The organism is Pistricoccus aurantiacus (assembly GCF_007954585.1).
Classification (GTDB): domain Bacteria; phylum Pseudomonadota; class Gammaproteobacteria; order Pseudomonadales; family Halomonadaceae; genus Pistricoccus; species Pistricoccus aurantiacus.
Genome location: NZ_CP042382.1, coordinates 3,335,741 through 3,349,928, shown reverse-complemented (window position 1 = coordinate 3,349,928; position 14,188 = coordinate 3,335,741). Strand labels below are relative to the sequence as shown.

Below are 14,188 nucleotides of genomic sequence, written 5' to 3'. Positions count from 1 at the left end.
AAGGTCGAATCAGATATTTTGTTCGATGAACTGAGCCAGCTGGGATTTTGACTGCGCGCCGACGAGGGAAGCCACCTTAGCGCCTGACTTGAACAGCATGACCGTGGGAACGCCACGCACGCCTTGCTCTGCGGCAATCTCCGGCGCATCGTCCACGTTGATGCTGACGACTTTCAGATTTTCGCTGCGCTCATCAGCCACTTCATCGACTACCGGTGCCATCATCTTGCAAGGGCCGCACCAGGGCGCCCAAAACTTCAACAGGACCGGTTTGTCTGCCTTGAGCACTTCCTGCTCGAAATTGTTGGTAGTGACATCGACATTCTGGGACATGAGACTCTCCGGTTACGTTGCGCTTGTACTATACGATATGGGCATGCTTAGTCGGCAAATCTTAGCGTCAGCCAAGGGGACCTGGCAAATGGCAGGTTCGATCTACCTCATGGTTTGATGTAATGATTTCCTTCCCGAGCCTGGTTTGTCCCACGTCTAGCGCTACCTCGAATTTCCCGATGACCGACATGATGATGAATGATTCTCCTGCGATAGATATGCTATATAGTAATGAGTAATTATTTTTTTATTCCATAAAGCGGTTTTGCCGGCAAGTATGTATCACCGAAGCCGCTTTGAATAGTCAGGACGGGAGCCATCGAGAATGAAGTTACAGCAGTTGCGCTATATATGGGAAGTTACCCGGCACAATCTCAACGTATCCGCGACTGCTCAGAGTCTTTATACCTCGCAGCCGGGAATCTCCAAACAGATCCGCCTGCTCGAGGACGAACTGGGGATCGAGATATTTGCGCGCAGCGGCAAGCATCTGACTCGAGTGACCCCGGCGGGGCAAGCCATCGTCGACCTGGCGGGGCAGGTGCTGCGTACCACGGAGAATATCAAGCAGATTGCCCAGGAGCACAGCGACGAGCGCCGTGGTAGCCTGTCGCTTGCCACCACTCATACCCAGGCGCGCTATGCCTTGCCTCCGGTGATCCATGCATTTCGCCAGAAGTATCCGGACGTAGCCCTGCACATGCAGCAGGGCACTCCCAAGCAGATCGCCGAAATGGTCAGTGAGGGCCAGGCGGATTTCGCTATCTGTACCGAAGCCCTGGAGCTTTTCAGCGATCTGGTATTACTGCCCTGCTACCGCTGGAATCGCTGCCTGCTGGTGCCCAAGCAGCATCCGCTGACGCGGGTACAGAATCTGACCCTGGAAAAAGTCGCGGAATATCCCCTGATTACCTATGTCTTTGGTTTTACTGGGCGCTCTCAACTGGACGATGCCTTTCACGCCAAGAATCTCACCCCCCACGTGGTGCTGACCGCCGCGGATGCGGACGTCATCAAGACCTACGTGCGCCTTGGGCTGGGGGTGGGTATCGTTGCGCACATGGCGATCGATCCGCAGGAGGACAGCGATCTGGTGGCGCTGGATGCCAGCCATCTGTTCGAGAGTTCGACCACCAAGATCGGCATTCGCCGCGGTACCTTCATGCGCAGCTACATGTACGATTTCCTGCAGCGCTTCGCCGGGCATCTCGATCGGGATGTGGTCGACGCCGCCCTGAGCGCCGGGCCGCGTCACGAGCAGGGGTTGTTCGAGGATATCGAGCTGCCAGTCCGCTGATGCGCTCGGTCAACGAGCCAGATGCAAGCCGCATTCCCGCTTGGCCTCCACCTTGGTGGGATCGAAGTAGTCGAAGTTGTTGGGCAGATCGAAGCGCTGCACATAGTCGTACATGTCCTTGGCGGTCCAGTGAAGCAGCGGCGCGACCTTGAGCAGGCCGTTATCGCCCAGGGATACCGGCTGCATCCGTGACCGCTCCGGGGTGTCTTCGCCGCGTAGCGCGGTCAGCCATACTCTTGGCGCCATTTCTCGCAGAGCACGCCGAAAGGGTTCGAGTTTGACCTCTTCCGTGAAGGCCGCATGGCGGGGATCCTCCAATCCCGGTGCGATGCCTTCCAGCGCTTCCCGGTGCGCCCGGGAGCGGCGCGGATGATACACCACCAGGTTGAGGGCAAGACGTCGAGTGACTTCGTCCGCGAAGCGGTAGGTCGCCTCGGTATTGTAGCCGCTGTCCATCCATACCACGGGGATATCCGGGCGCGCCCGGGTTGCCATATGCAGGATGACCGCTTCGAAAGGGCGAAAGTTGGTGGTGCAGATGGCGTTTGTTTCCTGTTCAAGCGCCCATTGTATCAGCGCCTGCGGTTCCCGCCCCCATTCATGATTGATGCGTTCCAAATCCAGGTTCACCGGCTGACTCCTCGCTGACTGTCCCTAGCTGAAAAGACTGCTACCTTAGCAAGCCACCGGCTTTATCACCCAATAGCGTTTGGTTTGGACCTTATGTTGTCCTCATCCGACGCTATCGGTGTCAGCCTGGCGTGAGGGTTCGAGCGTTTCCAGTGCCTTTATCAGATGGCGAATCTTGTCCAGGCTTTCGCGATACTCCGCGTTTTCTTCTGAATCCGCCACCAGGCCGCCCCCGCCCCATAAATGAATCCTCCCGCAGCTGATCACCGCAGTGCGGATCGCGATGGAAAGATCCATTTCTCCCCGGATATCCACATAACCCAGGCTGCCGCAATAGAGGCTGCGCCGGCTGGGCTCGAGTTCGTCGATGATCTGCATGGCGCGCACTTTGGGGGCGCCGGTGATCGAGCCTCCGGGAAAGGCGGCGGCCAGCAGATCCAGGGAATGATAAGTAGGGCCAAGCTCGCCTTGAATGATGCTGGTCAGATGATGAACGTTGGCATAGCTTTCCAGGCCGCACAGCTTGGTCACTTCGACGCTGCCCGGCCGGCAGACACGACCCAGATCGTTACGCAGCAGATCGACGATCATCACGTTCTCCGCGCGATCCTTGAGGCTTTCTAGTAGTGCTTCGGACAGTGCTTGATCCTGTTGTGGCGTATCGCCTCGAGGGCGAGTGCCCTTGATGGGCCGAGCCTCCACCTGACGATTTCGACAGGTGAGAAAGCGCTCGGGAGATAGCGACAGCACGGCTTTATCCTCCCAGGCGCAGTAGCCGGCGTAGGGGGTCGGTGTCGCATGACGAAGTCGCAGATACGCCTGCCAGGGATCCCCTTCGCAAGGCGCGCTGAAACGCTGGGTCAGGTTGATCTGATAACAGTCTCCTTGCTGGATATAGCGCTTGACCGCCTGAAAACGCTCCCCGTAATCCTGGCGACTCATCTCGGCGGTGAACGGCGCGGCCAAAGCGAAGTTTGTACTCTTGTCAGTTTGGTGACCGAACCAGGCCCTGACCTGGCGACGTCGTCGAGCCGTGGCTACCAGAAAGGTTCTTTCTTGATAGTGATCCTGAATCAAGGCCCAGTCGTACAGGCCGACCCGACTCCAGGGCAGGCCGGTGGCATCCCGGGCACGTCCCTCAACTGGTTCCATCCGACGCGCCAGGTCGTAGCTCCAATAGCCGATCAAGCCGCCCAGGAAGGGCAGGTCGCTGGAGAATGCGGCTTCGGGCAGCCACTCCAGCACACGCCGTTGCACCTCGAAGAGAGAACCGTGCAGAGGGATATCGATATCGCAGTGCATTTCGCCACCGGGCGACACTTCCAGCATCGCCAATGGGTCCGCGCTCATGATGTCGTAGCGACCGGAGGGCGCGGCGGGCTGGCCGCTGTCGAGCAGAACGGCGCCGGGATGGGCGCGTAACGTATTGAAATAATCGAGGGGGTCGGAGCAATAGGGGAAATCGGTGATTTCCAAGGCGGACCTTGTCGTGTCTGGAATGGCGGGAACTGGCATAAGGAAGCGCCTGGCTGTGCGAGGACAATATCTTACGGAGAGCTTTAAGATTTGTCCCGTTCGCAGGCAATAAGAGTCTTCGAGATTGTCGACAAGGGCTTTGCTAGGGATGAACGATGCTTACGACGAAAGACCTAGATTGGCGTGTATTTACATCTATTGACCCATTTCCAGGGGAGGGCTACAGTATTATTAATGCTTAATTGTCGACAATCACTATGAACTTTACGACTACTGAAACCACCGCAACCGAAGTGCGCACCTTGGCGGAGCGGGTGTTTCAACAGCTCCAGGATGCCATCGTGCGGGGCGAGCTGGCGCCGGGCAGCAAGATTACCGAGCCAGGGCTATCCAAGACTTATGGCATTTCCCGCGGCCCGCTTCGGGAAGCCATGCGTCGGCTGGAAGCGCATCGCCTGATCGAGCGAGTGCCTCATGTGGGCGCACGAGTCGTGAAGTTGACCATGGTGGAGCTGCTTGAGCTGTTCGATGTGCGCGAGGCATTGGAAAGCATGGCCGCAAGGCTCGCCGCCGAGTACATGACCCCAAAGGAAATCGCGGCGCTGCGTGAGGTACTGGCGGGACACGAGCGTCAGGCGGACCTGCAGCGCGGCGAAGCTTACTATCAGCGAGAAGGCGATCTGGATTTTCATTACAGAATCGTGCAGGGCAGCCACAATCGCATGCTGGTGACCATGCTTTGCGACGATCTCTACTATCTGGTGAGACTCTATCGCACCCAGTTCAGCGCCGGGGGAGCGCGGCCGCAGCGCGCCTTCGTCGAGCACCATCGTATCGTCGATGCCATTGAAGCCGGCGATGCGGAACTCGCGGAGCTTTTGATGCGCCGTCACGTCAGCGCGTCTCGGGCCAATGTCGCGGACCGTTACGCGGCGACATTGAAGGAAAGTTCAGCGTCGGCGTGAAACCGTTGTTTACCGGCGTCATTGCGACCGCCACCCGTTACTTCTTTACAGGAGCGCATCATGACACAGCAGACCCCCGGCGCGCGTTTTCGCGCTGCCCTCGAGACCAATCACCCGCTACCCATACTCGGCACCATCAACGCTTACACCGCCATGATGGCGGAGCGAGTCGGCCATTCGGCGATCTATCTATCCGGCGGCGGCGTGGCCAACGCCTCCTTCGGCCTGCCGGATCTAGGCATGACCACCATGAACGACGTGGTTCAGGACGCCCATCGTATCTGCGGCGCGACGGACCTGCCGCTGCTGGTGGATATCGATACCGGCTGGGGTGGGGCCTTCAACATCGCCCGTACCGTCAAGGAAATGCAGCGGGCCGGAGTGGCGGCGGTTCATATCGAGGATCAGGTGGCCCAGAAGCGCTGCGGCCATCGTCCCAACAAGGCCATCGTCTCCCGGCAGGAAATGGTCGACCGCATCAAGGCGGCGGCGGACGCCCGGCTCGATCCGGACTTCTACCTGATCGCCCGCACCGATGCTTTCCAGAAGGAAGGGCTGGACGCGGCCATCGACCGGGCCAACGCCTGCATCGAGGCCGGCGCCGATGGCATCTTCGCCGAGGCGGTACACAGCCTGGATGACTATCAGGCCTTCTGCGAGCAAGTGAACGCGCCGATTCTGGCCAACATCACCGAGTTCGGCGCCACGCCGCTGTTCAGCCAGCAGGAACTCGCCGAGGTGGGATGTCGCATGGTGCTGTATCCGCTGTCCGCCTTCCGCGCCATGAACGCCGCTGCCCTCAAGGTCTATCAGAGTATCCACGACCAGGGCCATCAGCGGGACGTGGTGGAACTGATGCAGACCCGGGACGAGCTCTATGACTTCCTCAACTATCATGAATTCGAGCGCAAGCTGGATGCGCTTTTCGAAAGCGACGATCCCTCGAGTCAGGGCTGACACTGACCGGCCAGTAGATGCCAAGTAAATACAGGAGAAAAATGATGACGGACAAACCTACCGGCGGTGCCGGCCTGCGTGGCCAGAGCGCCGGCACAACGGCACTCTGTACTGTAGGCGAGAGCGGTTCGGGGCTTGCCTATCGCGGTTACGATGTTCAGGATCTGGCGGATAACGCCCGCTTCGAGGAAGTGGCTTACCTGCTGCTCAAGGGCAAGCTGCCGAACCAGCAGGAGCTGGACGACTACATCGCCAAGCTCAAGGGCCTACGGGATCTGCCGGACGCCCTGAAAACCGTGCTCGAGCAGATTCCTGCGGACGCTCACCCCATGGACGTGATGCGCACCGGCGCCTCGATGCTGGGCAATCTGGAAACCGAGCAGAGCTTCGATGAGCAGCAGGATGTCTCCGACCGACTGCTGGCGGCTTTTCCCTCGATCATCAACTACTGGTATCGCTACTCCCACGATGGCGAGCGCATCGATACGGTGACCGACGACGAGTCCGTGGGCGGACACTTTCTGCATCTGCTGCACGGCAAGCCCGCCTCGGAACTGCACGCGCGGGTGATGAACGTCTCCTTGATTCTCTACGCGGAGCACGAGTTCAACGCCTCGACCTTTACCGCTCGGGTGTGTGCCTCGACGCTTTCCGACATGCACTCCTGCGTCACCGGCGCCGTCGGTTCCCTGCGCGGCCCCTTGCACGGCGGCGCCAACGAGGCGGCCATGGCGATGATCGAGGACTGGCAGAGCCCGGACGAGGCGGAGAAGGAAACCCTCGGCAAGCTCGAGCGCAAGGAAAAGATCATGGGCTTCGGCCACGCGGTCTATCGGGAGTCGGACCCGCGCAACGCCATCATCAAGAAGTGGTCGAAGAAGCTTTCCGACGACGTGGGGGACGATCGTCTCTACGCGGTATCCGAGCGGGTCGAGGAAGTGATGTGGCGGGAGAAGAAGCTCTTCTGCAACGCGGATTTCTTCCACGCCAGCGCCTATCACTTCATGGGCATTCCCACCAAGCTGTTCACGCCGATCTTTGTTTGCTCCCGGGTCACCGGCTGGTGCGCCCATGTGTTCGAGCAGCGGGAGAACAACCGCATCATCCGCCCCAGCGCGGACTATGTGGGCCCGGAAGCACGCGAGTGGCTGCCCATCGAGCAGCGTGATTGAACCTCGCTTTCCCGATGACCGTGGCCCATGTGCCACGGTCGCTCCCACAGTTTAACGACCTGACTCGATGACTATCTGACATGAATACTGATTACCGCAAACGCCTCTCCGGTACTGACCTGGACTACTTCGATACCCGAGCCGCGATCGAAGCGATCAGGCCCGGTGCCTATGACGGCCTGCCCTATACCTCCCGAGTGCTGGCGGAGAACCTGGTGCGCCGCTGCGATCCCGCCTCTCTCGAGGACGCCCTCGAACAGCTTGTCGAACGCCGCCGGGATCTGGATTTCCCCTGGTATCCGGCCCGGGTCGTGTGTCACGACATCCTGGGGCAGACCGCCCTGGTGGACCTGGCGGGGCTGCGGGATGCCATCGCCGAGCAGGGCGGCGATCCGGCCAAGGTCAATCCGGTAGTGCCCACCCAACTGATCGTCGATCATTCCTTGGCGGTGGAGCACGCGGGCTTCGAGGAGGACGCCTTCGAGAAGAACCGTGCCATCGAGGATCGTCGCAACGAGGATCGCTTTCACTTCATCGACTGGACCAAGACCGCCTTCGAGAACGTGGACGTGATTCCCGCGGGCAACGGCATCATGCACCAGATCAACCTGGAGAAGATGTCCCCGGTGATTCAGGCCCGCGATGGCGTGGCGTTTCCAGATACCTGCGTGGGTACCGATAGCCATACCCCGCATATCGACGCTCTGGGGGTCATCGCCGTGGGGGTCGGCGGCCTTGAAGCGGAAAGTGTGATGCTGGGCCGGGCCTCCATGATGCGTCTGCCGGATATCGTCGGCGTGGAGTTGGTGGGCAAGCGTCAGCCGGGCATTACCGCCACGGATATCGTCCTTGCCCTGACGGAATTTCTGCGCCGGGAGCGGGTGGTGGGGGCCTACCTGGAGTTCTTCGGCGAGGGCGCCGCCAGCCTGACCATCGGCGACCGGGTCACCATTTCCAACATGACCCCGGAGTACGGCGCCACCGCGGCAATGTTCTATATCGACGATCAGACCATCGATTATCTCAAGCTCACCGGTCGTGAGCCTGAGCAGGTCGCCTTGGTGGAAAACTACGCCAGGACCGCCGGCCTCTGGGCGGATAGCCTGGAAAATGCCGAATACGAGCGGGTGCTGCGCTTCGACCTGTCAAGCGTAGGCCGTACCCTGGCGGGGCCGTCCAACCCCCATGCCAAGCTGCCGACTTCCGAGCTGGCGGCTCGCGGCATCGCCGGCCAGTGGGAAGAGAAAGAAGGCGAGCTGCCGGATGGGGCGGTGATCATCGCGGCGATCACCAGTTGCACCAATACCTCCAATCCGCGCAACGTGGTGGCGGCTGCTCTGCTGGCGAGAAAAGCCAATGAACTGGGGCTGATCCGCAAGCCCTGGGTGAAGTCCTCTTTCGCCCCAGGGTCGAAAGTCGCGCGACTTTACCTGGAGGAAGCCGACCTACTGTCGGAGCTGGAGAAACTCGGCTTCGGCATCGTTGCCTACGCCTGTACCACCTGCAACGGCATGAGCGGCGCTCTGGACCCGAAAATCCAGCAGGAAATCATCGACCGGGATCTCTACAGCACCGCGGTGCTGTCCGGCAACCGCAACTTCGACGGGCGCATTCATCCCTACGCCAAGCAGGCCTTCCTGGCCTCGCCGCCCCTGGTAGTGGCCTATGCCATCGCCGGCACGGTGCGCTTCGATATCGAACAGGACGTGCTGGGCATGGATCCACGTGGAAACCCTGTCATCCTCAAGGATATCTGGCCTTCCGACGAGGAGATCGATGCCATCGTCAAGAAGTACGTCAGGCCGGAGCAGTTCCAGCAGGTCTATATTCCCATGTTCGATCTGGACCGGGGCGAGGCGGCCAAGAGCCCGCTCTACGACTGGCGGGAGATGAGCACCTATATCCGCCGTCCGCCTTACTGGGAAGAGGCGTTTGTATCGGAAAACAGCCTCAAGGGAATGCGGCCGCTGGCGATTCTGCCGGACAACATCACCACGGACCATCTGTCGCCCTCCAACGCCATCCTGCCGGACAGCGCCGCCGGAGAGTATCTCGCCAAGATGGGTCTGCCGGAGGAGGACTTCAATTCCTACGCTACCCACCGGGGGGATCACCTGACCGCCCAGCGGGCTACCTTCGCCAATCCCAAGTTGTTCAACGAGATGGTGCGGGATGAAAATGGCGAAGTGATCCAGGGATCCCTGGCGCGTATCGAGCCGGAAGGCGAGGTGACCCGCATGTGGGAGGCCATCGAGACCTACATGGCGCGCAAGCAGCCGTTGATCATCATCGCCGGGGCGGACTACGGTCAGGGCTCTTCCCGGGACTGGGCGGCCAAGGGCGTGCGCCTGGCCGGGGTGGAGGCGATCGTCGCGGAGGGCTTCGAGCGCATTCACCGCACCAATCTGATTGGCATGGGCGTGCTGCCCCTGGAATTCGAAGCAGGCACCACCCGCAAGACCCTGGAACTGGACGGTACCGAGACCTTTGACGTCACTGGCGATTACCGGCCTGGCGCCACCATGACCCTGGTAATTCACCGCCGCAATGGCGGGAGCGTCGAGGTGCCGGTGATCTGTCGCCTGGATACCCAGGAGGAGATGTCGATCTATTCCGCGGGGGGCGTGCTGCAGCGCTTCGCCCAGGATTTCCTCGAAGCCGAGGAGGTGGCCTGAAATGACGCATCAAGCGCAGATTCGCATTCCCGCTACCTATATGCGCGGCGGGACCAGCAAGGGGGTGTTCTTTCGTCTCGACGATCTGCCGGACGCTGCCCGAACGCCGGGGCCGGTGCGTGATGCGCTGCTGCTGCGGGTGATCGGCAGCCCGGACCCCTACGGCAAGCAGATCGACGGCATGGGCGGGGCGTCCTCGAGTACCAGCAAGACGGTGATTCTCGCCGAGCCGACCCGGCCGGATCACGACGTGGACTATCTCTTCGGCCAGGTTTCCATCGACAAGCCCTTCGTCGACTGGAGCGGCAACTGCGGCAATCTGACCGCGGCGGTGGGGGCCTTTGCTATCAGTTCCGGTCTGGTGGACCCTGGTCGCATTCCGGACAATGGCGTGGCCACGGTGCGCATCTGGCAGGCCAACATCGAGAAAACCATCATCGCCCGGGTGCCGGTTACCGATGGCCAGGTGCAGGAAACCGGCGACTTCGAGCTGGACGGCGTGACCTTCCCCGCTGCGGAAGTGGAAATCGAGTTTCAGGACCCGGCGGCCGGCGAAGGCGCCATGTTTCCTACCGGCAATGTGGTGGACAAGCTGGAAGTGCCGGAAGCGGTGGTCGAAGGCGGTCTGATCGAGGCTACCTTGATCAACGCGGGTATTCCGACCATTTTCGTTCGGGCGAAGGACCTCGGCTACACTGGGACGGAGCTGCAGGAAGCCATCAATGGCGATCCCGAGGCACTGGCTCGCTTCGAGACCCTGCGCGCCCATGGCGCGATGCGCATGGGTTTGATCGATCATCCGGACGAAGCGGCGGGTCGTCAGCATACTCCCAAGGTGGCCTTCGTCGCCGAGCCGGCGGATTACCTGTCCTCCAGCGGCAAGCAGATCAAGGCCGCGGATCTGGATCTGCTGGTCCGGGCGCTGTCCATGGGCAAGCTGCACCATGCCATGATGGGGACGGCGGCGGTGGCGATCAGTGCGGCGGCGGCGGTACCGGGCACTCTGGTCAATCAGGCCGCCGGCGGCGGCGAGCGAACCTCGGTGCGCTTCGGCCATCCCTCCGGCACCCTGCGGGTCGGTGGCGAGGCGCGTCAGGAAGGCGGTCAATGGACCGCCACCAAGGCGGTCATGAGCCGCAGCGCCCGCGTACTGATGGAAGGCTGGGTGCGCGTTCCCGGAGAGGTGATCGAGGCCTGACATTGCCGGCCGAAAAGAACACTCGTTCGATATCGTTGAATGAAAAGGAGATGCCCGATGAGCGCGACCGTCGAAAGCAATATTCGTCCGGACTATGACGAAGAACTTCAGAAAATTGCCGATTATGTGCTCGATTACAAGATCGACAGTGACGAAGCTCTGGATACCGCACGTAATTGTCTGATGGATACCTTGGGCTGTGGCCTTCTGGCGCTGCGTTTCCCCGAGTGCACCAAGCATCTGGGGCCGCTGGTCGAAGGAACGGTGGTGCCCCACGGCGCCCGGGTACCGGGCACCTCCTTCCGGCTGGATCCGGTCAAGGCGGCCTGGGACATCGGCGCCATCGTTCGTTGGCTTGATTACAATGATACCTGGCTGGCCGCGGAGTGGGGGCATCCCTCGGACAATCTGGGCGGCATCCTGGCAGTGGCGGATCATCTCTCCCAGAAGCGTGTCGCCGAGGGGGAGGCGCCGCTGACCATGCGCGCCGTGCTGGAGGCCATGATCATGGCCCACGAGATTCAGGGAGTGATCGCCCTGGAAAACTCCTTCAATCGCGTCGGGCTCGATCACGTGGTGCTGGTCAAGGTGGCGACCACAGCGGTCACCGCCAAACTGATGGGCGCCAATCGCGAGCAGCTATTGTCGGCGTTGTCTCATGCCTGGGTGGATGGTCAGAGCCTGCGCACCTATCGCCATGCGCCCAATGCCGGCTCTCGCAAGAGCTGGGCCGCCGGGGATGCCACTTCCCGAGGGGTACGCCTGGCGGATATCGCCCTGCACGGCGAGATGGGCATTCCCGGGGCGCTTTCCGCGCCGCAGTGGGGCTTCTACGACGTGCTTTTCTCCAAGACCAACAAGGATCAGCAGATCAAACCCGAAGGAGAGCGCAAGTTCAGTTTTAGCCAGGATTACGACACTTACGTGATGGAAAATGTGCTGTTCAAGATTTCTTTTCCGGCAGAGTTTCATTCCCAGACCGCGTGCGAGGCGGCGGTGATGCTGCATCCTCAGGTCAAGGATCGCCTCGACGAGATCGACAGGATCGTCATTACCACCCACGAGTCCGCGATTCGTATCATTTCCAAGGAAGGCAAGCTGGCCAATCCGGCGGATCGGGATCACTGCCTGCAATACATGACCGCGGTGCCCCTGGCCTTCGGTAATCTGGTGGCGGAACACTACGAGGACGATTTTCACGAGGCTCATCCGATCATCGACGAGCTCCGGGCCAAGATGGAAGTCGTCGAAGACGAGCGCTATACCCGAGAATACCTGGAGGCGGACAAGCGCTCCATCGCCAATGCCATTCAGGTCTTCTTCAAGGACGGCTCCGAGACGGACCGGGTGGAGGTGGAGTACCCGGTAGGCCATCGTCGCCGTCGGGCAGAAGGGATTCCGCTACTGGAGGAGAAATTCAAAGCGAACCTGGCGACGCGCTTTCCACTGGGCCGCTGCGAGCAAATCTTTGCGCTTTGCACGGATCAGGCTAAGCTGGAAGAAACGCCGGTGCAGCGCTTCGTCGATCTGTTCGTCATCTAGTCATGAACCGCGATATCGACGTCCTAAGAGACACCGGTTCGCGGTTTCGAATTTTTTCATTTTACCTCTTGCGCTTTATCGTTTGGGGTCGTAAAGTACGCATCCGCTGCTGAGGCCACCCTGGTTGCAGCAGCTGCTCTTTAACAATCGATCAGGTAATTCATGTGGGCGCTTGTTGGCGTGAGGGGTGTTATCTCTTATGCAAGACAAGCGACTCGTCAAAGAGACGTTTGGTTCTTGAACCGAGATTGGTCCGCTTCTTCCCGTTGGGGAAGGCAAGGACTATCAAGCTTTTAACTGAAGAGTTTGATCATGGCTCAGATTGAACGCTGGCGGCAGGCCTAACACATGCAAGTCGAGCGGCAGCACGGAAAGCTTGCTTTCTGGTGGCGAGCGGCGGACGGGTGAGTAATGCATAGGAATCTACCCAGTAGCGGGGGATAACCTGGGGAAACCCAGGCTAATACCGCATACGCCCTACGGGGGAAAGCGGGGGACCATTTGGCCTCGCACTATTGGATGAGCCTATGTCGGATTAGCTGGTTGGTGAGGTAACGGCTCACCAAGGCGACGATCCGTAGCTGGTCTGAGAGGATGATCAGCCACATCGGGACTGAGACACGGCCCGAACTCCTACGGGAGGCAGCAGTGGGGAATATTGGACAATGGGGGGAACCCTGATCCAGCCATGCCGCGTGTGTGAAGAAGGCCCTCGGGTTGTAAAGCACTTTCAGCGGGGAAGAAGGCGTGGTGGTTAATAGCCGCCACGAGCGACATCACCCGCAGAAGAAGCACCGGCTAACTCCGTGCCAGCAGCCGCGGTAATACGGAGGGTGCAAGCGTTAATCGGAATTACTGGGCGTAAAGCGCGCGTAGGTGGCGTGTCACGCCGGGTGTGAAAGCCCCGGGCTCAACCTGGGAATGGCATCCGGAACGGGCAGGCTAGAGTGCAGGAGAGGAAGGTGGAATTCCCGGTGTAGCGGTGAAATGCGTAGAGATCGGGAGGAATACCAGTGGCGAAGGCGGCCTTCTGGACTGACACTGACACTGAGGTGCGAAAGCGTGGGTAGCAAACAGGATTAGATACCCTGGTAGTCCACGCCGTAAACGATGTCGACTAGCCGTTGGGTCCCTTGAGGACTTGGTGGCGCAGTTAACGCGATAAGTCGACCGCCTGGGGAGTACGGCCGCAAGGTTAAAACTCAAATGAATTGACGGGGGCCCGCACAAGCGGTGGAGCATGTGGTTTAATTCGATGCAACGCGAAGAACCTTACCTACCCTTGACATCCTGCGAACCCGAGAGAGATCTCGGGGTGCCTTCGGGAGCGCAGAGACAGGTGCTGCATGGCTGTCGTCAGCTCGTGTTGTGAAATGTTGGGTTAAGTCCCGTAACGAGCGCAACCCCTATCCCTATTTGCCAGCGATTCGGTCGGGAACTCTAGGGAGACTGCCGGTGACAAACCGGAGGAAGGTGGGGACGACGTCAAGTCATCATGGCCCTTACGGGTAGGGCTACACACGTGCTACAATGGCCGGTACAAAGGGTTGCGAAGCGGCGACGTGAAGCCAATCCCAGAAAGCCGGCCTCAGTCCGGATCGGAGTCTGCAACTCGACTCCGTGAAGTCGGAATCGCTAGTAATCGTGAATCAGAATGTCACGGTGAATACGTTCCCGGGCCTTGTACACACCGCCCGTCACACCATGGGAGTGGACTGCACCAGAAGTGGTTAGCCTAACTTAGGAGGGCGATCACCACGGTGTGGTTCATGACTGGGGTGAAGTCGTAACAAGGTAGCCGTAGGGGAACCTGCGGCTGGATCACCTCCTTAACCGATGACCGCCTTGCCCGGCAAGTGCCCACACTGAATTACCTGATCCGTTGTGATTGTGAGTCCACAGTCACTAGCCCATGTCCGCGTGATGCGTGCGTTGTCTAGTGA

Annotated in this window: 10 protein-coding genes and 1 rRNA gene; 8 read left to right on the top strand and 3 right to left on the bottom strand. The window is 60.2% G+C overall.

The features are described from left to right. Nucleotides 1-9: 9 nt before the first annotated feature. On the bottom strand, nucleotides 10-333 hold the full coding sequence (trxA, locus tag FGL86_RS15840; RefSeq protein WP_147185668.1) for a thioredoxin: 324 nt from the start codon (nucleotides 331-333) through the stop codon (nucleotides 10-12). 325 nt (nucleotides 334-658) lie between these two features. Here trxA and cysB point away from each other — a divergent pair, with 325 nt between their 5' ends. Further along, the gene (gene cysB, locus FGL86_RS15835) at nucleotides 659-1,630 is read left to right on the top strand and encodes an HTH-type transcriptional regulator CysB (protein WP_147185667.1); all 972 of its coding nucleotides are present in this window, start codon (nucleotides 659-661) and stop codon (nucleotides 1,628-1,630) included. 9 nt (nucleotides 1,631-1,639) lie between these two features. Here the strand turns inward: cysB and FGL86_RS15830 are convergent, their stop codons facing one another. Both FGL86_RS15830 and pabB read right to left on the bottom strand, forming a co-directional pair. Further along, nucleotides 1,640-2,260, bottom strand: a complete 621-nt coding sequence (locus FGL86_RS15830) for a phosphoadenosine phosphosulfate reductase domain-containing protein (RefSeq protein WP_186764424.1) — start codon at nucleotides 2,258-2,260, stop codon at nucleotides 1,640-1,642. A gap of 102 nt (nucleotides 2,261-2,362) precedes the next feature. Then, nucleotides 2,363-3,775, bottom strand: coding sequence for an aminodeoxychorismate synthase component I (gene pabB, locus FGL86_RS15825; RefSeq protein ID WP_147185666.1), 1,413 nt, complete (start codon nucleotides 3,773-3,775; stop codon nucleotides 2,363-2,365). A 218-nt stretch (nucleotides 3,776-3,993) separates the two neighbouring features. Here pabB and FGL86_RS15820 point away from each other — a divergent pair, with 218 nt between their 5' ends. The 7 genes from FGL86_RS15820 to FGL86_RS15790 all read left to right on the top strand — a co-directional run bounded on the left by FGL86_RS15820 (nucleotide 3,994) and on the right by FGL86_RS15790 (nucleotide 14,077). Next, nucleotides 3,994-4,701, top strand: a complete 708-nt coding sequence (locus tag FGL86_RS15820) for a GntR family transcriptional regulator (RefSeq protein ID WP_147185665.1) — start codon at nucleotides 3,994-3,996, stop codon at nucleotides 4,699-4,701. A 60-nt stretch (nucleotides 4,702-4,761) separates the two neighbouring features. Beyond that, nucleotides 4,762-5,658, top strand: coding sequence for a methylisocitrate lyase (gene prpB / locus FGL86_RS15815; protein ID WP_147185664.1), 897 nt, complete (start codon nucleotides 4,762-4,764; stop codon nucleotides 5,656-5,658). A 44-nt stretch (nucleotides 5,659-5,702) separates the two neighbouring features. After that, nucleotides 5,703-6,830: a bifunctional 2-methylcitrate synthase/citrate synthase gene (gene prpC / locus FGL86_RS15810; RefSeq protein ID WP_147186246.1), complete on the top strand. Its 1,128-nt coding sequence runs from the start codon at nucleotides 5,703-5,705 to the stop codon at nucleotides 6,828-6,830. A gap of 80 nt (nucleotides 6,831-6,910) precedes the next feature. Continuing rightward, on the top strand, nucleotides 6,911-9,505 hold the full coding sequence (gene acnD / locus FGL86_RS15805) for a Fe/S-dependent 2-methylisocitrate dehydratase AcnD (RefSeq protein WP_147185663.1): 2,595 nt from the start codon (nucleotides 6,911-6,913) through the stop codon (nucleotides 9,503-9,505). Between the two features lies 1 nt (nucleotide 9,506). Further along, a complete protein-coding gene (gene prpF, locus FGL86_RS15800) occupies nucleotides 9,507-10,703 on the top strand; it encodes a 2-methylaconitate cis-trans isomerase PrpF (protein ID WP_147185662.1) in 1,197 nt (398 codons plus the stop codon). A gap of 57 nt (nucleotides 10,704-10,760) precedes the next feature. Continuing rightward, nucleotides 10,761-12,245: a 2-methylcitrate dehydratase gene (prpD, locus tag FGL86_RS15795; RefSeq protein WP_147185661.1), complete on the top strand. Its 1,485-nt coding sequence runs from the start codon at nucleotides 10,761-10,763 to the stop codon at nucleotides 12,243-12,245. A gap of 294 nt (nucleotides 12,246-12,539) precedes the next feature. Further along, nucleotides 12,540-14,077 (top strand): 16S ribosomal RNA (locus tag FGL86_RS15790). The last annotated feature ends 111 nt before the right edge of the window (nucleotides 14,078-14,188 follow it).